The organism is Flavobacterium lacisediminis (genome assembly GCF_025909975.1).
GTDB classification, from domain to species: Bacteria; Bacteroidota; Bacteroidia; order Flavobacteriales; family Flavobacteriaceae; genus Flavobacterium; species Flavobacterium lacisediminis.
On sequence record NZ_JAPCIO010000003.1, the window covers coordinates 227,176 to 245,621 of the forward strand.

Below are 18,446 nucleotides of genomic sequence, written 5' to 3' on the forward strand. Positions count from 1 at the left end.
TTTTATTGGCATTAATTTGATAAATAAAATTTCCAAACAGAATTTGTAACAAACATCTCTTTTTCTCTACTTATATCTAATTCAATCAAGATAAAATGAAAAAAATAATTCTTTCCCTTGCTTTTGTGGGATTTTTATGGAGTTGTAGCCCAACTCAAACGACTACTAAACAAAACGACATAGCGGTTACTATCGATTTAATTAATGTAAAAGATGACAAAGTAATGGTTACCGTTACGCCTCCAACTTTTACTAGCGAAACCGTAAATTTCCATTTCCCTAAAACCGTTCCAGGAACCTATTCTGAGGATGATTACGGCCGTTTCATCGAAAACGTAAAAGCTTTTGATGCAAAAGGTAACGCACTAAAAGTGGCAAAAATTGATGAAAACTCATACACGATTTCAGAAGCTAAAAAACTTTCTAAAATCACCTATTTAGTTAATGACACTTTTGACACAGAAGGCGGTGCTGGTTTTGGAGAAAGCGAAGACGTATTTTCTCCTGCGGGAACCAATATTAATGCAGGAACTAACTTCATGCTTAACACACATGGTTTCATTGGGTATTTCAAAGGAAAAGAAGAAACACCATACAAATTAACAGTTACTCACCCAGAAAGTTTAATGGGAATTTCTGCTATGACAGATGCTGATGCAAGCGCAACTTCTGATGTGTTTTTAATGTCTAAATACGCTACTTTGGTTGAAATGCCAATCATGTATTCTAAACCAGATTACACTTCATTTATGGTAGATGATATGGAAATTATCATCAGCGTGTATTCTCCAACAGGAAAATATACAGCGAAACAAATTACGCCAAACATGGAAAACATGATGAAAGCGCAAAAACGTTTCTTAGGTCCTATCAACTCTACAAAAAAATACGCTATTTTATTGTATTTGTCTGATATGAAAGCTAAAGACGCAAAAGGGTTTGGAGCTTTAGAACACCCAACATCAACTACAGTTGTTATGCCTGAGATGATGGGATTAGAAATGTTACAAGAGCAATTAAAAGATGTAGTTTCACACGAATTCTTCCATATTGTAACACCATTAACTATTCATTCAAATGAAATTCAATATTTCGACTTCAACAATCCTCAAATGTCAGAACATTTATGGATGTATGAAGGAGTAACAGAATACTTTGCTAACTTATTCCAAGTAAATCAAGGATTAATTGACGAAAAAGAATTTTTTGAAAGAATGGCAGGTAAAATTGCACAATCGCGTCAAATGAATGACAATATGAGTTTTACTAAAATGAGTAAAAACGTATTGAATGCACCATACAAAGACCAATACTTAAACGTGTACCAAAAAGGGGCTTTGATTGCAATGTGTATGGATATTTTGATTAGAGAAAACAGCAACGGCCAAAAAGGAATTTTAAACCTAATGCAAGAATTATCTAAAGAATACGGAACAACAAAAGCATTTAAAGACGAGGAGTTATTTGCTAAAATCACAGCATTAACTTATCCTGCTGTTGGTGAATTCTTAAAAAACCACGTTGCGGGAGAAACTCCAATTCCTTACGAGCAATATTTTGCTAAAATGGGAGTTACAGAAGCATCTATTGAAGTAGCTGGAAATCCATTCTTAAAAGGACAAAGAGAACCTTATATTACGGTAAACCCTAGCACAAAAGAAATCATGATTTTACCTGAAATCGAATTAAACGTTTTCATGACAACTTTAGGTTTAAAAAATAATGATACACTTTTAGCTTTTAATGATAAAAATTACAACTTAGACAACATCTACGATTTAATCATGGCAAGCATGAACTGGAAAGATGGAGATGCAATTACTGTTAAAATCAAAAGAGACGGTAAAGAGCAAACTGTAAAAGGAAAAGTGGTAATGCCAAAAGAAAAACAAGAAGGGTATCAATCAACAGATGATACTAAAAAAGGAGTTAGAGAAGCTTGGTTAAGAGGTTAATCCTAACAAAATAGATTCAGAATCCTCAAAGTACTTAGTATTTTGAGGATTTTTTTATTTACTTTGCGAACTCAAAACAAAACATAGAATGAAGAAGATATTTTTAGCCGTAATTGCCGTTATCACATTAGTAGCTTGTAACAAAGAAGGAGCTTCCGATGCTAATGTTCACATCACTGGAGACGTAAAAGGACTAAGTCAAGGAAAATTGTATTTACAAAGAATACAAGATTCTACTTTAGTAATTTTAGATAGTATTGTTATCAATGGCGATTCTAAGTTTGAAAGTCACATTAAATTAGAAAGTCCCGAAATGCTATATTTATCTTTAGATAGAGGACAAACCAATTCAATTGACAATAGTTTATTATTCTTTGCAGAACCTGGAAACATTAAAATTGAAACTACTTTAAAATCATTTTTTGCTGCCGCAAAAATTACAGGATCAAAAAACCATGATTTATGGATGAAATTTGACAGCATTAACAAGCATTTTAACGAAGAGAATTTAGTCTTAATAGAAAAGCGTTTAAAAAACGAAATGAAGCCGAATCCGGTTACCACAGATAGCATTGAACAAGCGTATCAAAAACTTTTAAAAAGAAAATACCGTTACACCGCACATTTTGCTGTAACAAATGCTAATAAAGAAATTGCACCTTATTTAGCTCTTTCAGAAATTGCCGATATTAACACGCCTTATTTAGACACCATTCAAAAAAGCATGACACCAGAAGTTGCTAAATCGAAATATGGAAAAATGCTGAATAAGTATGTTAAGGAACGAAAAGCTTTAGAAGTACAGAAATAAAAAAAGCGGTCAGTATATGGCCGCATTTTTTTATGCTATTTTCAAAATTGATTTTTTATCTTTATAAAATATAGCTCCACTATTTAATTCATACGAAATCATTAAATCGGGAAGGGCTAACAACTTAAATAATAAAAAATATGAAATTCAACTTAGGAATAGTTTTTATATTTTTATTGAGTAGTTGTAGTATCAAGAACTATAATTCAATTGAAAATTTAAAAGAGCTACATAATCATCAAAATCCAGATAAATTAATTTTTTTAAATAAAAAGAATTTTAATCCTTCAAAAAAGATTTTTAAAAAAATAAACGGTAAAATAACAAATGATTTTGTCTATATTTTTTCTTGGGTTAATCACTTGCCGATAGCTGGAACGAAACACTTTAAAGCTCTCATTTATGATAAAAATAGTAAGGAAGTTTTTTATGTAAATAATACTTTTGAAGATAGTAAAACTATTTTATTCTCAAAGAATGTGAAAAATTTTAAAGAGGAAAAATTAATACTAAAGTGTTATAATAATGGAATTATAGATTCGCTTTTAATCTTAAAACCACGATTTGTCTCTTCTGAAATTGGAGCAAGTTATTATATATTTGATTCAAATGAAAAAAAAGTCTATTTTCTTAGCAATTTTACATTAGTAGGAGATAATTAGATTGTAATGTATTAAACAATCCTAGCGCGAGCATCTTGCTCGTGACTACATATTTCAAACATTTAAAACCTTTTTCACACTTTTTGTGCACAAGCGTGACGCTTGCGCTAGCATTTAAAAATTCAGAAATAAACTCAAAATGGTATAAAACAAAAAAACCATCACATAACTGTGATGGTTTCTACTTTAGAGCCGATGGAGGGACTCGAACCCACGACCTGCTGATTACAAATCAGCTGCTCTAGCCAGCTGAGCTACACCGGCAACTCTATTGCGGTGCAAATATAGTTCTGAAATTTAAATTTCCAAAAAAAATCTGCACTTTTTTATCGCAATTTTTTAGTTTAATTCGTTTATTTTCGCAACAAATTGATTTGCAGCCGCTTCGTAATCTTTACGGATTTGTTTAAAATGCGCTTTTTTGTTCTCAACGTCTTTTTGATTCGCTCTAGTCATTAAAGTATCAAAAGTTTCGTAGATTTCATCAACTAATTTATCAGATGCTTCAGTTGGTTTTCCAGCTGTAGACATTTCCCAAATGTAAACGATGTTTACAATATCCCCTAAAACGTAGTTGATTTCTTTTTTCAAGTTTTTAACGCTTGCCATTTTGTATAAATTTAAAATTTGAAGCAAAATTACATAATATATTTTGTTCTCAATACATTATATCGAAATTTCTAACAAAGTAGCCTTTCCTCTCAAAGTTAGATTTTCCATACAAGCCGGAATCAAAATGGTATCACCCATTCGGTATCGTAAGATTTCACCATTTACAATCATTTCAAATTGACCATTGGTACACATGAAAACGGTAAAAGCTTGTTTGGTGCGTTTCCAAATAAAAGTCTCTTGCAAAGCAACAATATTCGTAACAAAGTATGGACAATCTACTATGGTAGTACTTTTATTTGCCTCTTCTTTGTAGTCAATTTTAGAAGGTGTTGTGCGATAATTAATGGCATCTAAAGCTAATTCCGTATGTAATTCTCTTCCGTTTCCATTAGCATCCACTCGATCCCAATCGTAAATACGATACGTAACATCACTCGTTTGTTGAATTTCCGCTACCACTACTCCTGCTCCAATGGCATGAATGGTTCCGGTTTCTAAAAAGAACACATCACCTTTGGAAACGGGATATTCGTTCAACAAATCAATCAAATTTTTATTTTCTAAATGCGCTAAATATTCTTGTTGATTGGAATCTTTTTTAAATCCAACCACCAAACGTGCCGATTCATCTGCTTGCATTACATACCACATTTCGGTTTTCCCAAAGGAATTGTGACGTTCTTTAGCCAATGCATCATTCGGATGCAATTGAATAGACAAATCTTCTTTGGCATCAATGAATTTAAAAAGTAAAGGAAATTGTTTTCCAAAACGACTAATGACCGATTTTCCTAAAATTTCTTCGGGATATAAATCGATAATTTCATTAATGTTCTTCCCTTTTAAAACACCAGTAGCAACCACACTAATATCACCAGGAACAGTTGAAATTTCCCAACTCTCGCCCGTAGTTTCAGAAACTATGGGTTTGTTGAGATAAGTTTTCAACTTGGTCCCGCCCCAAATGCGGTCTTTAAGTATCGGTGTAAACGTTAAAGGATAAAACTTCATAGTCAAATAGTGAAGTACAAAGATGCGAAAAAACTATTAAAATCCTAAAATTAGATTTTTTGAAATAACTATTTCGCCTTTTGAATCGCTTTCAATGCTCTTTCAATGTGGTTTTTAGCACTCATACTATCAAAAATATAAATACAAAACCCTTTAGCGTCAAAAACATAAGTTACACGTCCAGGCAACAATCCGAAAAGAGCGGTTGGAACGCCAAACAAACGACGTAATTTTCTATCAGCATCCGAAAGTAAAATAAAAGGCAATTTATATTTCTGTTGGAAATTCTGATGCGAACTAGCTGAATCTCCACTAATACCAATCACTTCAGCACCTAAATCTTGAAAATCTTGATAGGCATCTCTAAAACTGCAAGCTTGCGTAGTACAACCTGGTGTAAAATCTTTTGGATAGAAGTAAATTACAACGGGTTTCTGATTCACTTCCTGACTATCAAAAGCAGTTCCATCCTGCTTAGTTGCTTTAAAACTTGGTAATTTATCTCCAATTTGAATTGCCATATTACAAACCTTTATAAGTTACAAAGTTTCTCGGAGTTTCGTATAATGTAATTTCCAACTCTTTATTAGCATCAATCAAAACACGAAGTTTATGCCAAATAATGTAAGCAATATGTTCCGCAGTTGGATTCAAATCTTTGAACTCTGGAACATCTTTGTTTAAATTTTTATGATCAAAAGCTTCTTCGATATGTTCTTTGATTAAATCGGATAAGACTTTAGTATCAATCACATAACCCGTTTCCTTATCCACTTCACCTGTTACCGAAACAATCAATTCGTAATTGTGCCCATGAAAGTTCGGATTGTTACATTTTCCAAACACTTCCTGATTTTTTTCCATAGTCCAATCCTTGCGATACAAACGATGCGCAGCATTAAAATGGGCTTTTCTTGAAACAGTTACTCTCATGTCAATTTAGAATTTAGAAATTTGAATTCAGTATTATTGGTTTGGAAATTTATAATTTATGATCTTCTAGATAGTGATAAAACTCATCAAAAATAATCTTAAACCAAACGGTATAAGTATCTGGATTTACCATCATATCTTCTTTTATGGCTTCAATAGTCATCCATTTCCAGCTTTCCACTTCGTCATCATTAATAACAGGTTCTCCGTTATAATAGCCAATCATCACATGATCCAATTCGTGTTCGGTTAAACCGTTATCAAAAGGCGCTTTGTAGATAAAATGAAATAGTTCTTTCAACTCCACTTTAAAACCCATTTCTTCAAACAAACGGCGTTTTCCAGCTTCAATATTGGTTTCGCCAGCGCGTTGATGACTGCAACAAGTATTAGTCCACAAAAGTGGTGAATGGTATTTGTGATGCGCGCGTTGTTGCAACATCACTTCATTTTTATCATTCAAAATAAACACCGAAAAAGCTCTGTGTAAAACCGCTTTCTCATGTGCTTCCATTTTATTCATCAGCCCAATAGGCTCGTCTTGTTCGTTGACTAATATTACTTGTTCTTCTATCATAAGTTTTGTAATGCTTGTCAAAAATACAAAAAAAGAAAGGATTGGAAACTAGTTTTTGAGTTTGTGATAAGTTTAACTTGTGTTGAATTCCAATGTAAAAAGAGCAATCGAAACTTAAAATTGGCGGGATTTACAGAAGTGAACGTTTTTTTCACTACCTTTGTCACATTGGTAATGATAATAATTTCTTCTCGCAATACTTTGAATAAAAGTACTTTATAAATTTCTTGTTTATTTCGCTTGTGTGTTTTTATCCTTTTACTTTAAAACAAATATTAATTTAAATTATTTAAAATTTAATGGCTAGACCGCAGGAAACCTTTAACAAAAAAGAACAAGAAAAACTTCGTGCTAAAAAACGAAAAGAGAAACAAGAGAAAAAAGAAGCACGTAAATCAAACCCTAAATTATCGGGAGAAGATTTATATGTGTATGTAGACGAGAATGGTCACTTAACCAGCACACCTCCAGATCCATCTAAAAAAATTATTGTTGATGTAGAAAGCATCGAAATTGGTACTTCAAGAAGAACTGAGGAAGATGAAGCATCAACGGAACGCAGAGGAACAATCGATTTTTTCAATGATTCTAAAGGTTTTGGTTTCATTAAAGCTGTTGAAACAGGAGAAAAATACTTTGTACACATCAGTGGTTTAATCGACGATGTTAAAGAAGGCAACTTAGTAACGTACGATTTAGAAAAAGGCGCTAAAGGCATGAATGCTGTAAACGTTAAAAAAATATAATTCCCCTTTTTATCCAAAAAACAAAATCACAGTAAAAGCTGTGATTTTTTTTGTTTATAAAAAGAAGACAATTAGTGAAAATTCGTGTTTTTATTCTTCTAAACTCTCCGCAATTTTCAACGCACATTTTTCACCGTCAATCGCTGCAGAAATGATTCCACCTGCATAACCTGCCCCTTCCCCACAAGGATATAACCCTTTAATTTGAACATGTTCCAATGAAAAATTATCTCTTGGAATACGAACGGGTGAAGACGTTCTACTTTCTGGCGCATGTAAAATTGCTTCATTGGTCATGTAACCTCGCATCGATTTTCCGAATTGCACAAAACCTTCTCTCATGATTTGAGTTAAAAATCCAGGAAAAACTTGTCCTAATTCAACCGAAGTCGTACCGGGAACATAGGATGTTTTTGGAATGGCTGCCGAAACTTTATTTTGAGTAAAATCAACCATTCGTTGTGCTGGAACTTTTTGAGTCTCTCCTGCCAAATGCCAAGCTTTTTGTTCAATAGCTTTCTGAAATTCCATTCCTGCTAAAGGTCCGAATTTTTCAAACGGCTTAAAATCTTCTAATTTTAATTCAACTACAATTCCAGAATTCGCTGTAGCTTGATCGCGTTTTGAAGGCGACCATCCATTAGTTACAACTTCGCCTGGAGCCGTAGCACAAGGTGCAATTACACCTCCGGGACACATACAAAACGAATACATCCCACGACCATTCACCTGCTTTACAATCGAATACGGAGCTGGCGGTAAATAATCGCCTCTAAAATCACACGAATATTGAATTTGGTCAATCAATTCCTGTGGATGTTCTGCGCGAACACCTAATGCAAAAGGTTTCGCTTCAATATGAACACCTTTTTTATGTAACAATTCGAAAATATCGCGAGCGGAATGTCCTGTAGCCAAAATAACTTTGTTAGCCGAAATCACATCGCCATTTTGAACCACAACGCCTTGCATTTCGTTGTTTTTGATTACAAAATCAGTCACACGAGTTTCAAACAACACTTGTCCGCCACATTCGATGATTTTCTCTCGAATATCTTGAATAATTTGAGGCAATTTATTGGTTCCAATATGCGGATGTGCTTCTACCATAATATCTGGCGTAGCTCCAAAACCTACTAAAAGTGCTAAAATTCTATCGATATCGCCACGTTTTTTAGAACGTGTATATAATTTTCCATCCGAATATGTTCCTGCTCCACCTTCGCCAAAACAATAATTGGAATCTTCGTTTACGATATGATCTACATTAATCGCTTTTAAATCGCGACGACGACCACGAACATCTTTTCCACGTTCTAAAACGATAGGTTTTAAACCTAATTCGATTAATTGTAAAGCAGCAAATAATCCGGCTGGACCTGCTCCTACTACAATTACTTCTTGTTTGTTGGCAACATTTGGGTAATCAGGTAATTCTATTTTTTGCGCTTTATATTCTTCACCAACCAAAAAAACATTCGCCTTAATGTTCATTTTAATGGCTTTCTGACGCGCATCAATAGAACGCTTTAAAACATCCACTTTTTGAATTTCCTTCGGAGAAACTTGAAATAACTTAGCAACATGTTGGGCTAACAAACTTTCGTTTGCGGCTACTTCGGGTGAAACTTGAAATTGAAATTCGCGTGGCATAGTATTGTAATTGTTAATTATGATGCAAAAATAGTAATTTGATAGCTGACTTTGTAACTTTGCTTCTTTGAAACTTATAAAATGCGAAAAATAAAACTGATTTGGGATTTTAGAGGTGAAGCAGCAGCTAAAACAGCAGAGCATCATGATATTCATCTTAAAGAATACTTAGAAAAAGAAAAAATAACATTAGAAAAAACGGGATTTGAAATCATCAACGAAATGCACGCTATTGCTTTTATTGTGGTGGAAGAAAAAGACATGATTACGTTTAGAGATGTTTTAAAACCCCACAGAGGCGAAGTCTACACAGCAAATTAAATTATGATTACTACCCTTATAAACATGTTTGGAAACAAATGTCCCAATTGCAACAAAGGAAAGATTTTTGAAAAAGGATTGTTGCATTTTAGTTTTAGTTTCCCAAAAATGCATGAAAATTGCTCTAATTGCGGTACGAAATTTGAAAAAGAACCTGGATTCTTTTTTGGCGCTATGTTTGTTAGTTACGGACTTGGAGTGGCAGAAGCCTTAATAACTTACTTTATCTGCATGCCGTTTTTTGAAGAAACTTTCGATTTACGAATCATTCCAATAATTGGAGTTGTGATTTTAAGTTTAACCTTAGTCAACATCAAACTATCACGAATTATTTGGATTTATATGTTTAAGGATTATTCGGTTTAGAAACATTATTACTTTTCATCAAAATACTTTATTCCGAAAGACTTAAACACTTCTTCTAATTTATCCATTTTTGTATCACATAAATTTGGATAATTAAATTCATTTATAGACTGTATTTGAGTACAACTAAGACAAATTTCTAAAGCATTAAATACTTTGTCTTCAGAATTAAAAAAGACAATTAAATGTCTAGGCTGATAGCAAGCAGCAACCGACTCATAATCACAAATTTTATTATCATATAGGGTTTGATATGTTTTCTCTATCTGTTCTTTTGATAAAATAATTTTTTCTTTAATATTATTCTTTTCAATATTTACTTTTCCATTTTCAATTTTCAACTCTTTCAAAACACCCATATTATCTTCTCCCTCTCTATGCCAAATTTCTCTGTTAGGATAAGACCAAATCTCAATCCTTTCTGCAACGAGGAATGCATTATCAACTGACACTACTTCCTGTGTTGGCTTACAACCAACCAAAATAAGAAAGAAAAAGAAATATAATTGTTTCATAACTTCAAAAATTAAAATCCTCAACTTTCATTGAGGATCTCTAGACTATAATAATAATATTTTTTAATTCGCTACTTCACTAATAAACTTAATACGCATTAAACGAAGTTCTTCGATATCGTAATCGCCATCAAATTCTTTTAAAGCGTCTTTAATATTATCGGATTCGGAATCCATGAAATAATCATGAATCTCTTCTTGTTGGTCTTCATCTAAGATTTCGTCAATCCAATAGCGGATATTTAATTTGGTTCCCGAATAAACAATTTGCTCCATTTCTTTCAGCAAACCATCCATATCCAAACCTTTTGCCTTGGCAATATCGTCTAAAGCTAGCTTTCTGTCTACGTTTTGAATGATATACAACTTCAAACCTGAATTGGCACCAGTAGATTTTACCACCAAATCATCAGGACGAATAATGTCGTTATCTTCTACATATCTATTGATTAAATCAACGAATGGTTTTCCATATTTTTTAGCTTTTCCTTCTCCTACTCCATGAACATTACTTAGTTCATCAATTGAAATAGGATATTTTAATGCCATATCTTCCAAAGAAGGATCTTGGAAAATAACAAACGGTGGAACGCCTAACTTTTTAGCTTCTTTCTTGCGTAAATCGCGCAACATACTCATTAACGCTTCATCAGCTGTTCCTGTAGATTTTGCTGCCGTAACAATTGCTTCATCTTCTTCTTCATTATATTCATGGTCTTCCGACATCATAAAAGAAACTGGTTTTTTGATAAACGCTTCTCCTTTTTCTGACATTTTCAACACACCATAGGTCTCAATATCTTTTGTCAACAATCCATCCACTAAAACCTGACGAATTAACGCCATCCAATATTTCTCATCAAAATCAGCACCACTTCCAAAATAAGGTTGCGTATCAATTTTTTGTGCTTTAATAATCGCATTGACTTTACCTACAAGTGCTAAAACTACTTCTTTTGATTTGAACAATTGTTTGGTATCGCGAACTACTTTTAACAAAGTAACCACTTGATCTTGTGCTTCGACTTTCTTTTTCGGATTACGAACATTGTCATCCATATCAGCGCCATCTCCATTAACATCATCAAATTCTTCACCGAAATAATGCAATAAGAATTTACGACGTGACATCGAAGTTTCGGCATACGCTACCACTTCTTGCAACAACGCAAAACCAATTTCTTGTTCGGCAACTGGTTTTCCAGAAAGGAATTTTTCTAATTTCTCAATGTCTTTATAAGAATAATACGCCAAACAATGTCCTTCGCCACCATCACGACCAGCACGACCTGTTTCTTGGTAGTAACTTTCTAATGATTTTGGAATATCGTGGTGAATTACAAAACGAACGTCTGGTTTGTCGATTCCCATACCAAAAGCGATGGTTGCTACTACAACTTCCACATCTTCCATTAAGAACATATCTTGATGTTTAGCACGTGTTTTAGCATCTAAACCCGCATGATAAGGAACAGCGCTTACACCATTGACTTGTAAAACTTGTGCAATTTCTTCCACTTTTTTACGACTCAAACAGTAAATAACACCTGATTTTCCTTTATGTTGTTTGATGAATCGAATGATATCCGATTCGATATTTTTAGTTTTGGTACGTACTTCGTAATATAAATTAGGTCGGTTGAACGATGCTTTAAAGGTATTGGCATCAGGCATATCCAAGTTTTTCAATATATCTTCTTGTACTTTTGGAGTTGCCGTTGCGGTTAAACCAATCATCGGAACATCGCCTAAAAGACGAACAATATTTCTCAAATTACGATATTCAGGACGGAAATCATGTCCCCATTCTGAAATACAATGTGCCTCATCAATCGCTACGAAAGAAATTGGAACACTATTTAAAAATTCAATATATTCTTCCTTAGTTAAGGATTCCGGTGCTACATATAATAGTTTAGTGATGCCTGAAGTAATGTCTTTTTTTACTTTGGCAATCTCAGTTTTATTTAGTGATGAGTTTAATACATGTGCGATACCTGGCTCAGAACTTAAGCTTCGAATGGCATCAACTTGGTTTTTCATTAAGGCAATCAGCGGAGAAACCACAATCGCGGTTCCATCTAATACCAATGCTGGCAACTGATAACAAAGTGACTTTCCTCCACCAGTAGGCATAATCACAAAGGTATTATTCCCTGTAATGATACTTTTAACTACTTGTTCTTGAAGTCCTTTGAATTGGTTAAAACCAAAATATTTCTTTAATTCTTTATGTAAATCAATTTCGTGTGGATTCATTCTCTATTAATATGATTTTACCTAAATTTGCAAACATAAAGATACGACTTTCTTTTACACATACAAATTTTTTAATTTTTCTATTTTGAGCACAACTGAAACGATTTTAGCTACCGCAAAACGAACTTTACTTTCCGAAAGTAAAAGCATCGCAGATCTTGTAAATTACTTAGATGAAGACTTTGCCAAAAGTGTTACCGAAATCTATAACACCAAAGGAAGATTGGTAGTAACTGGAATTGGCAAAAGCGCTTTAATCGCTCAAAAGATTGTAGCCACTTTAAATTCGACGGGAACACCTTCTATGTTTTTACATGCAGCAGAAGCTGTTCATGGTGATTTAGGAATGGTACAACCAGAAGATATCATCATTTGTATTTCAAAAAGCGGCAATAGTCCAGAAATTAAAGTATTGGCTCCGTTATTAAAACGTTTTGGCAATACCTTAATTGGAATGACAGCAGATAAAAATTCGTACTTAGGAAAAGAATCACACTATATTTTACATGCTTATGTTGAAAGTGAAGCTTGTCCAAACAACTTAGCACCAACAAATAGTACTACGGCTCAATTAGTATTAGGAGATGCTTTAGCTGTATGCTTAATGGAAATGCGCAACTTTAAAAGTGAAGATTTTGCCGTATATCATCCAGGTGGTGCTTTAGGAAAAAAATTATTACTTCGTGTAAAAGATATGTTAGATACTACTCACAAACCAATGGTTACTCCGGATGCTTCTATCAAAAAAGTAATCATGGAAATTTCAGAAAAACGTTTGGGTGTAACAGCAGTTATTGAAAACAATCAAGTAGTAGGAATTGTAACTGATGGCGATATTCGTAGAATGTTGAACAACCGTGATACTTTTACCGATTTAACAGCGCAAGATATTATGACTAAAAATCCAAAAAATATTAATTCTGGTATTTTAGTTTCAGAAGCGTTGGATATTTTGGAAAACAATTCAATCACACAATTAGTAGTGGTTGACAACAACGAATACAAAGGAATACTTCACCTACACGATATTTTAAAAGAAGGAATCGTATAATGGCAGAAAAAAACATAAAAGAGATGTCGTTTTTAGACCATCTTGAAGAATTACGTTGGTTATTAGTAAGAAGTTCAGCAGCAATTTTAATTTGCGGTGTGGTAGCTTTCTTTTTTAGCGATTTTATTTTCAATGAAATTATTTTTGGACCAAAAAGTCCCGACTTTGTCACCTATCAATTCTTTTGCGATTTAGGAAAACAATTTGACATGGCAGACACAATGTGTATCAACGAAATCAATCTCCCTATTCAGAACAGGGAAATGGGCGGGCAATTTTCGATGCACATGTGGACTTCAATTACGGTAGGATTTATTTTCGCTTTCCCTTTTATTTTATGGGAAATTTGGAAATTTATTAGCCCGGCTTTATATGAAAAAGAGAAGAAATATGCCGCTTCGTTCATCATTGTTTCTTCAATTCTATTTTTTATTGGTGTATTGTTTGGCTACTATTTAATTGCGCCGTTATCAGTACAATTCTTTGCGAGTTATATTGTGAGTCCAGAAATTAGCAATTCGATTGATATTGACTCCTACATGAGTTTGATGAAAACATCCGCTATTGCAAGTGGATTGTTATTTGAATTACCAATTATCATTTTCTTCTTAACAAAGATTGGATTGGTAACACCAGAATTTTTAAGAAAATACCGAAAATACACTTTAGTCATCGTGTTAATTGTAGCAGCAGTCATTACACCACCAGATGTTTTGAGCCAAATTATCGTTACAATCCCAATTATGATTTTATACGAAGCAAGTATTTTGATTAGTGTTTTAGTTGTAAAAAGTCAAGAAAGAGAAAAATTAAAAGCATAAAAAAATGGCAGATTTAGTAAAAGAATTTAACGATTATCGTTCGAAAATGAACGAAAAATTATTAGCGGATAACAACAAAGTCATCAAAAGAATTTTCAATGTAGACACGAATGCATACATGGAAGGCGCTTTAGACGTAAAAACTAAAGAACTTTTAGGCTTAGTAGCGTCAGCAGTTTTACGTTGCGATGATTGCATCAAATACCATTTAGAAACTGCTTATAAAAATGGCGTGACTAAAGAAGAAATGATGGAAAGCATGGGGATTGCCACTTTAGTAGGTGGAACCATTGTAATTCCTCACTTAAGAAGAGCTTACGAATTTTGGGAAGCTTTAGAGGAGCAAACTAAATAATTGTTAAAAGATAAATTGTTAAATTGTTTATTCGTTTATTTGTAAATCGATTAAACAATCAAACTTCTAAACATTTAAACCTTAGAATGAAATTAAGAGCAGAAAATTTAGTTAAAACCTATAAAAAAAGAAGTGTTGTAAAAGGAATTTCCGTTGAAGTAAATCAAGGGGAAATCGTAGGTTTATTAGGTCCAAATGGTGCCGGAAAAACCACTTCGTTCTACATGATTGTAGGTTTAGTAAAACCAAATAGCGGGAATATCTATCTTGACGATATGGATATTACCAACTTCCCGATGTACAAACGTGCTCAACACGGCATTGGTTATTTGGCACAAGAAGCTTCTGTTTTTAGAAAATTAAGTATCGAAGATAACATTTTGAGTGTATTACAGTTAACCACTCTTTCAAAAGCGGAACAAGAAGCTAAAATGGAAGAATTAATTGCCGAATTTGCATTGGAACATATTAGAACCAATAGAGGTGATTTACTTTCAGGAGGTGAACGTCGTCGTACAGAAATTGCGCGCGCTTTAGCAACTGATCCAAAATTTATTCTTTTAGACGAACCGTTTGCGGGAGTTGACCCTGTTGCAGTAGAAGATATTCAGCGAATTGTTGCCCAATTAAAAAATAAAAACATCGGAATTCTAATTACTGACCACAACGTACAAGAAACTTTGGCTATTACCGATAAAACCTACTTAATGTTTGAAGGAGGAATTCTAAAAGCTGGAAAACCAGAAGAATTAGCTTCAGATGAAGTGGTTAGACGAGTTTATTTAGGACAAAATTTCGAATTAAGAAGAACTAAAATTGATTTTGAAGCTCCAAAAACCACCATCATTCATGGCAAAGGAGAATTGAATTTAAATAAAGAAGAATAAAAAAATCCCTCAACAATTTGAGGGATTTTTTTTATTCCATTTCCGTTAACGAATACACTTTAACAACAGCTTATTTTTATTACCATTAAAAACATTCACATCCACCATTCCTTCTATACCTTGAATTTGAGCTTTTTCAGTGAATTGCCAAAATAGCCAATCGTCTTCTAAATGATTACGCCAAAAATTATAATTGGCTATCCAAAGAGGATAATCTGAAAATTCTTCTTTTAAGAAATCGGTATAATAACTTTCACCCGAATAAATAATTGGCTTAACTTTATAATGCTTTTCTACCTTTTTCAACCAACGACGTAATCCTACTTTTAAACTATCTATTGATTGGGATTTTGGTAATTTTTCGATATCCAAAACAGGTGGCAAATCGCCTTTTTCTAGTTTTACATTTTTGATGAAATTTTCAGCTTGAGCAATCGAATTTTCATTAGGACGATAATAATGGTAAGCGCCTCTAATAAGTTCTCGATCTTTTGAAGCTTTCCAATTCTCTTTGAATCTTTTGTCTGTTTTATTTTTTCCAGCTGTAGCTCTGATAAAAACAAAAGACAATTCAAATGATTCATCAATATGATAGGTTTGTTCCCAATCGATTTCACTTTGGTATTCCGACACATCAAAACCTATGGCTTTGTCATCGTGTTTGTGTAATACTTCGTAAATTCGGATATCGGCTAATTTTCGCTCTTCTTTGGATAAAGTTTCAACATTTTTATCGGTTTTAAAACCTAAATAATACAAGAAACCATCTCGGAATTTATAAATTCCAATCGCAAGAAATAGCAATAAAACAAAAGAAATCAGATAGAAAATCCATTTACTTTTCGAATTGGATTTTCGTTTTGCAATAGGTTTTCGTCTGTAACTTTTGGACGCCATTACGCCTTCGCTATCATTTTATTACTGATTACAGAAACCAGCACATAACTAATGATAATCAACGGAATAGCCACGAATCCTAAAATAAAAAAGGATAATAATGACCCAATTAAAAACAAGATTTGCATTTTATATTTCGCCCAAGTAAATTCTTTAATTTTCAATGAAAACAAAGGAATTTCAGCGTTTAAGATATACGAACTCAAAATCGTGATGAATAACAACACATAAGGATTATATAAAACAGTAGTCAATCCTTCAAAATCATTAGCATATTGAATCATCGGAATACTCATAATTACCAAAGCGTTTGCAGGTGTTGGCAATCCAATAAAAGAATCCGTTTGGCGTGTATCGATATTAAAATTTGCCAAACGATAACAAGAAGCTAACGTAATTAAGAAGCCTAAATAAGGTACAAATCCCATATAAAAATACTCTTCCGTTAAATAATAAACCGAAGTAGAATCTTCTTGAATATTTTGAAACAATACAAACATCATTAATCCTGGCACTACGCCACAAGTCACCATATCTGCTAAAGAATCTAATTGCACACCTAAAGGTCCGGCAACATTGAATTTTCTAGCTAAAAATCCGTCCCAAAAATCAAAGAAAATACCCAAACAAACAAAAATAAAAGCTTCATCATAATAGCCTTTAAAAATAGCGATGATGGCTAACAATCCAGATGCTAAATTTAGCAAAGTGATTAGATTGGGAATGTGCTTTTTGATATTCATATAACGTGACTTTATAAACTCTTTACTTAATTTAATGCTGTTATTGCAACTAAAACGAATTGCAAAATTACAACTAAAAAAGACCTAAAAACAAGCCTTCCCTAATTTACAGCAAATGTAATACAATAAGTTAATACTTTTAGAGTTTACTATTTGAGAAATTTATTTCATCTTTGTAAAAAAATTGGCATTGAAAAAGACCATTTTACTACTTTTAATTTGTTTTTGTGGGGCAACCTATGGGCAAACCGTTAGAAAATATTCAAATGAATTCATGAGTATTGGAGTTGACGCTGCTGCACTAGGGATGTCTAATGCTGTTGTGGCTCATACTGGCGATGTGAATTCTGGCTATTGGAATCCTGCTGGATTGTTAAAACTAGAAGACAAACAGTTTGCTTTGATGCATGCTAATTACTTTGCCAATATTGCGCAATATGATTATGCTGGTTTTGCCATGCCAATTGACGACCGAAGTGCGGTTGGAATTTCCTTAATTCGTTTTGGAGTTGATGATATATTAAATACTACACAATTAATTGATAGCGAAGGAAACATCGACTACAACAGAATTTCGCTTTTTTCTACTGCCGATTATGGCTTGACCGTTTCTTATGCCAGAAGTTTACCAATTGAAGGATTAAATTACGGAGTAAACGCGAAAGTAATCCGAAGAGTTATTGGTGATTTTGCTAATTCTTGGGGATTTGGATTGGATTTAGGAATTCAGTACATCAGTGATGACGAAGATTGGAAATTTGGTTTGATGATTCGTGACATTACTACTACTTATAATACTTGGACCATAGACGAAGAGAAGTTTCAAGAAATTGCAGATGCCATTCCAGGTGAAAATCAAGAATTACCAGAAACTAGTGAGATTACGCTACCAAAAGCACAATTAGGAATGTCAAAAAAATGGATTATTCGTTATGATTATAGCCTTTTAGCTGCAACCAATTTAAACATGCAATTTACTCGAACTAATGATATTGTTTCAACCAACACTGTAAGTATTGATCCTGCACTTGGTTTGGAATTTGGTTATATCGATTTGGTTTATTTGAGAGCTGGTGTTGGAAATTTTCAGCAAATTACGCAAATAGACAATTCAAGCAAATTAAGTTTTCAACCGAATATTGGATTAGGATTTAAATACAAAGGCATTCAAGTTGACTATGCATTAACTGATTTAGGTGATCAAAGTGCTGCTTTATATTCCAACATTTTTTCCATAAAAGTAGACTGGGAATTGTTTAGATAATTTC

21 protein-coding genes and 1 tRNA gene are annotated in these 18,446 nt (G+C 33.2%); 11 read left to right on the plus strand and 11 right to left on the minus strand.

Annotated features, from left to right (window positions below):
• The first annotated feature begins 95 nt into the window (after positions 1-95).
• The 3 genes from OJ995_RS06185 (at position 96) to OJ995_RS06195 (ending at position 3,428) form a co-directional block, all read left to right on the plus strand.
• On the plus strand, positions 96-1,955 hold the full coding sequence (locus OJ995_RS06185; protein WP_264368637.1) for a M61 family metallopeptidase: 1,860 nt from the start codon (positions 96-98) through the stop codon (positions 1,953-1,955).
• A gap of 88 nt (positions 1,956-2,043) precedes the next feature.
• Positions 2,044-2,766, plus strand: coding sequence for a DUF4369 domain-containing protein (locus tag OJ995_RS06190; RefSeq protein ID WP_264368638.1), 723 nt, complete (start codon positions 2,044-2,046; stop codon positions 2,764-2,766).
• Between the two features lie 140 nt (positions 2,767-2,906).
• Positions 2,907-3,428, plus strand: a complete 522-nt coding sequence (locus OJ995_RS06195) for a hypothetical protein (protein ID WP_264368639.1) — start codon at positions 2,907-2,909, stop codon at positions 3,426-3,428.
• A gap of 190 nt (positions 3,429-3,618) precedes the next feature.
• Here OJ995_RS06195 and OJ995_RS06200 read toward each other — a convergent pair.
• The 6 genes from OJ995_RS06200 to idi all read right to left on the minus strand — a co-directional run bounded on the left by OJ995_RS06200 (position 3,619) and on the right by idi (position 6,564).
• Positions 3,619-3,692: transfer RNA gene (locus OJ995_RS06200), tRNA-Thr, on the minus strand.
• Between the two features lie 75 nt (positions 3,693-3,767).
• Entirely contained in the window at positions 3,768-4,037 is a 270-nt protein-coding gene (locus OJ995_RS06205; RefSeq protein WP_026724519.1) for a hypothetical protein, read from the minus strand.
• Positions 4,038-4,094: 57 nt separating this feature from the next.
• Complete coding sequence (locus OJ995_RS06210) at positions 4,095-5,054, minus strand: type I phosphomannose isomerase catalytic subunit (protein WP_264368640.1); 960 nt, start codon at positions 5,052-5,054, stop codon at positions 4,095-4,097.
• Positions 5,055-5,122: 68 nt separating this feature from the next.
• Positions 5,123-5,575, minus strand: coding sequence for a peroxiredoxin (locus OJ995_RS06215; protein WP_264368641.1), 453 nt, complete (start codon positions 5,573-5,575; stop codon positions 5,123-5,125).
• Between the two features lies 1 nt (position 5,576).
• Entirely contained in the window at positions 5,577-5,987 is a 411-nt protein-coding gene (locus tag OJ995_RS06220; RefSeq protein ID WP_264368642.1) for a 6-pyruvoyl trahydropterin synthase family protein, read from the minus strand.
• Between the two features lie 49 nt (positions 5,988-6,036).
• Positions 6,037-6,564, minus strand: coding sequence for an isopentenyl-diphosphate Delta-isomerase (gene idi, locus OJ995_RS06225; RefSeq protein ID WP_264368643.1), 528 nt, complete (start codon positions 6,562-6,564; stop codon positions 6,037-6,039).
• Positions 6,565-6,863: 299 nt separating this feature from the next.
• Between idi and OJ995_RS06230 the strand changes: the two genes are divergently transcribed.
• Positions 6,864-7,310: a cold-shock protein gene (locus OJ995_RS06230; protein WP_264368644.1), complete on the plus strand. Its 447-nt coding sequence runs from the start codon at positions 6,864-6,866 to the stop codon at positions 7,308-7,310.
• 90 nt (positions 7,311-7,400) lie between these two features.
• On the opposite strand, the gene OJ995_RS06235 is transcribed toward OJ995_RS06230, so the two are convergent.
• Complete coding sequence (locus tag OJ995_RS06235) at positions 7,401-8,963, minus strand: NAD(P)/FAD-dependent oxidoreductase (protein ID WP_264368645.1); 1,563 nt, start codon at positions 8,961-8,963, stop codon at positions 7,401-7,403.
• An 81-nt stretch (positions 8,964-9,044) separates the two neighbouring features.
• Between OJ995_RS06235 and OJ995_RS06240 the strand changes: the two genes are divergently transcribed.
• Complete coding sequence (locus OJ995_RS06240; RefSeq protein ID WP_264368646.1) at positions 9,045-9,284, plus strand: hypothetical protein; 240 nt, start codon at positions 9,045-9,047, stop codon at positions 9,282-9,284.
• Positions 9,285-9,287: 3 nt separating this feature from the next.
• The gene (locus OJ995_RS06245; protein ID WP_264368647.1) at positions 9,288-9,650 is read left to right on the plus strand and encodes a DUF983 domain-containing protein; all 363 of its coding nucleotides are present in this window, start codon (positions 9,288-9,290) and stop codon (positions 9,648-9,650) included.
• 8 nt (positions 9,651-9,658) lie between these two features.
• Here the strand turns inward: OJ995_RS06245 and OJ995_RS06250 are convergent, their stop codons facing one another.
• Both OJ995_RS06250 and recQ read right to left on the minus strand, forming a co-directional pair.
• The gene (locus OJ995_RS06250; RefSeq protein WP_264368648.1) at positions 9,659-10,165 is read right to left on the minus strand and encodes a hypothetical protein; all 507 of its coding nucleotides are present in this window, start codon (positions 10,163-10,165) and stop codon (positions 9,659-9,661) included.
• A 63-nt stretch (positions 10,166-10,228) separates the two neighbouring features.
• On the minus strand, positions 10,229-12,424 hold the full coding sequence (gene recQ / locus OJ995_RS06255) for a DNA helicase RecQ (protein WP_264368649.1): 2,196 nt from the start codon (positions 12,422-12,424) through the stop codon (positions 10,229-10,231).
• Between the two features lie 85 nt (positions 12,425-12,509).
• Here recQ and OJ995_RS06260 point away from each other — a divergent pair, with 85 nt between their 5' ends.
• The 4 genes from OJ995_RS06260 to lptB all read left to right on the plus strand — a co-directional run bounded on the left by OJ995_RS06260 (position 12,510) and on the right by lptB (position 15,538).
• Positions 12,510-13,475: a KpsF/GutQ family sugar-phosphate isomerase gene (locus OJ995_RS06260; protein ID WP_133609757.1), complete on the plus strand. Its 966-nt coding sequence runs from the start codon at positions 12,510-12,512 to the stop codon at positions 13,473-13,475.
• Positions 13,475-14,296 carry a twin-arginine translocase subunit TatC gene (gene tatC / locus OJ995_RS06265; RefSeq protein WP_242004802.1) on the plus strand — a complete coding sequence of 274 codons (822 nt, stop codon included), beginning with the start codon at positions 13,475-13,477 and terminating at the stop codon, positions 14,294-14,296. The genes OJ995_RS06260 and tatC overlap by 1 nt, the downstream gene beginning before the upstream one ends.
• Positions 14,297-14,300: 4 nt before the next feature.
• On the plus strand, positions 14,301-14,651 hold the full coding sequence (locus tag OJ995_RS06270) for a carboxymuconolactone decarboxylase family protein (RefSeq protein WP_026724505.1): 351 nt from the start codon (positions 14,301-14,303) through the stop codon (positions 14,649-14,651).
• Positions 14,652-14,737: 86 nt separating this feature from the next.
• Positions 14,738-15,538: an LPS export ABC transporter ATP-binding protein gene (gene lptB, locus OJ995_RS06275; protein WP_231836257.1), complete on the plus strand. Its 801-nt coding sequence runs from the start codon at positions 14,738-14,740 to the stop codon at positions 15,536-15,538.
• Positions 15,539-15,583: 45 nt separating this feature from the next.
• On the opposite strand, the gene OJ995_RS06280 is transcribed toward lptB, so the two are convergent.
• A complete protein-coding gene (locus OJ995_RS06280) occupies positions 15,584-16,435 on the minus strand; it encodes a glycoside hydrolase family 25 protein (protein WP_264368650.1) in 852 nt (283 codons plus the stop codon).
• On the minus strand, positions 16,435-17,178 hold the full coding sequence (locus tag OJ995_RS06285) for a CDP-alcohol phosphatidyltransferase family protein (protein ID WP_264368651.1): 744 nt from the start codon (positions 17,176-17,178) through the stop codon (positions 16,435-16,437). The genes OJ995_RS06280 and OJ995_RS06285 overlap by 1 nt, the downstream gene beginning before the upstream one ends.
• A gap of 190 nt (positions 17,179-17,368) precedes the next feature.
• Between OJ995_RS06285 and OJ995_RS06290 the strand changes: the two genes are divergently transcribed.
• On the plus strand, positions 17,369-18,442 hold the full coding sequence (locus OJ995_RS06290; protein ID WP_489886095.1) for a putative type IX sorting system protein PorV2: 1,074 nt from the start codon (positions 17,369-17,371) through the stop codon (positions 18,440-18,442).
• Positions 18,443-18,446: the final 4 nt, after the last annotated feature.

What these genes read in the sequence shown, in the direction of transcription:
- OJ995_RS06205 (WP_026724519.1), bottom strand. Translation starts at nt 4,037, where the DNA reads ATGGCAAGCGTTAAAAACTTGAAAAAAGAAATCAACTACGTTTTAGGG.
- OJ995_RS06230 (WP_264368644.1), top strand. Translation starts at nt 6,864, where the DNA reads ATGGCTAGACCGCAGGAAACCTTTAACAAAAAAGAACAAGAAAAACTT.
- OJ995_RS06240 (WP_264368646.1), top strand. Translation starts at nt 9,045, where the DNA reads ATGCGAAAAATAAAACTGATTTGGGATTTTAGAGGTGAAGCAGCAGCT.
- recQ (WP_264368649.1), bottom strand. Translation starts at nt 12,424, where the DNA reads ATGAATCCACACGAAATTGATTTACATAAAGAATTAAAGAAATATTTT.
- OJ995_RS06210 (WP_264368640.1), bottom strand. Translation starts at nt 5,054, where the DNA reads ATGAAGTTTTATCCTTTAACGTTTACACCGATACTTAAAGACCGCATT.
- OJ995_RS06190 (WP_264368638.1), top strand. Translation starts at nt 2,044, where the DNA reads ATGAAGAAGATATTTTTAGCCGTAATTGCCGTTATCACATTAGTAGCT.
- OJ995_RS06220 (WP_264368642.1), bottom strand. Translation starts at nt 5,987, where the DNA reads ATGAGAGTAACTGTTTCAAGAAAAGCCCATTTTAATGCTGCGCATCGT.
- lptB (WP_231836257.1), top strand. Translation starts at nt 14,738, where the DNA reads ATGAAATTAAGAGCAGAAAATTTAGTTAAAACCTATAAAAAAAGAAGT.
- OJ995_RS06195 (WP_264368639.1), top strand. Translation starts at nt 2,907, where the DNA reads ATGAAATTCAACTTAGGAATAGTTTTTATATTTTTATTGAGTAGTTGT.
- OJ995_RS06270 (WP_026724505.1), top strand. Translation starts at nt 14,301, where the DNA reads ATGGCAGATTTAGTAAAAGAATTTAACGATTATCGTTCGAAAATGAAC.
- OJ995_RS06185 (WP_264368637.1), top strand. Translation starts at nt 96, where the DNA reads ATGAAAAAAATAATTCTTTCCCTTGCTTTTGTGGGATTTTTATGGAGT.
- OJ995_RS06235 (WP_264368645.1), bottom strand. Translation starts at nt 8,963, where the DNA reads ATGCCACGCGAATTTCAATTTCAAGTTTCACCCGAAGTAGCCGCAAAC.
- OJ995_RS06285 (WP_264368651.1), bottom strand. Translation starts at nt 17,178, where the DNA reads ATGAATATCAAAAAGCACATTCCCAATCTAATCACTTTGCTAAATTTA.
- tatC (WP_242004802.1), top strand. Translation starts at nt 13,475, where the DNA reads ATGGCAGAAAAAAACATAAAAGAGATGTCGTTTTTAGACCATCTTGAA.
- idi (WP_264368643.1), bottom strand. Translation starts at nt 6,564, where the DNA reads ATGATAGAAGAACAAGTAATATTAGTCAACGAACAAGACGAGCCTATT.
- OJ995_RS06250 (WP_264368648.1), bottom strand. Translation starts at nt 10,165, where the DNA reads ATGAAACAATTATATTTCTTTTTCTTTCTTATTTTGGTTGGTTGTAAG.
- OJ995_RS06280 (WP_264368650.1), bottom strand. Translation starts at nt 16,435, where the DNA reads ATGGCGTCCAAAAGTTACAGACGAAAACCTATTGCAAAACGAAAATCC.
- OJ995_RS06245 (WP_264368647.1), top strand. Translation starts at nt 9,288, where the DNA reads ATGATTACTACCCTTATAAACATGTTTGGAAACAAATGTCCCAATTGC.
- OJ995_RS06215 (WP_264368641.1), bottom strand. Translation starts at nt 5,575, where the DNA reads ATGGCAATTCAAATTGGAGATAAATTACCAAGTTTTAAAGCAACTAAG.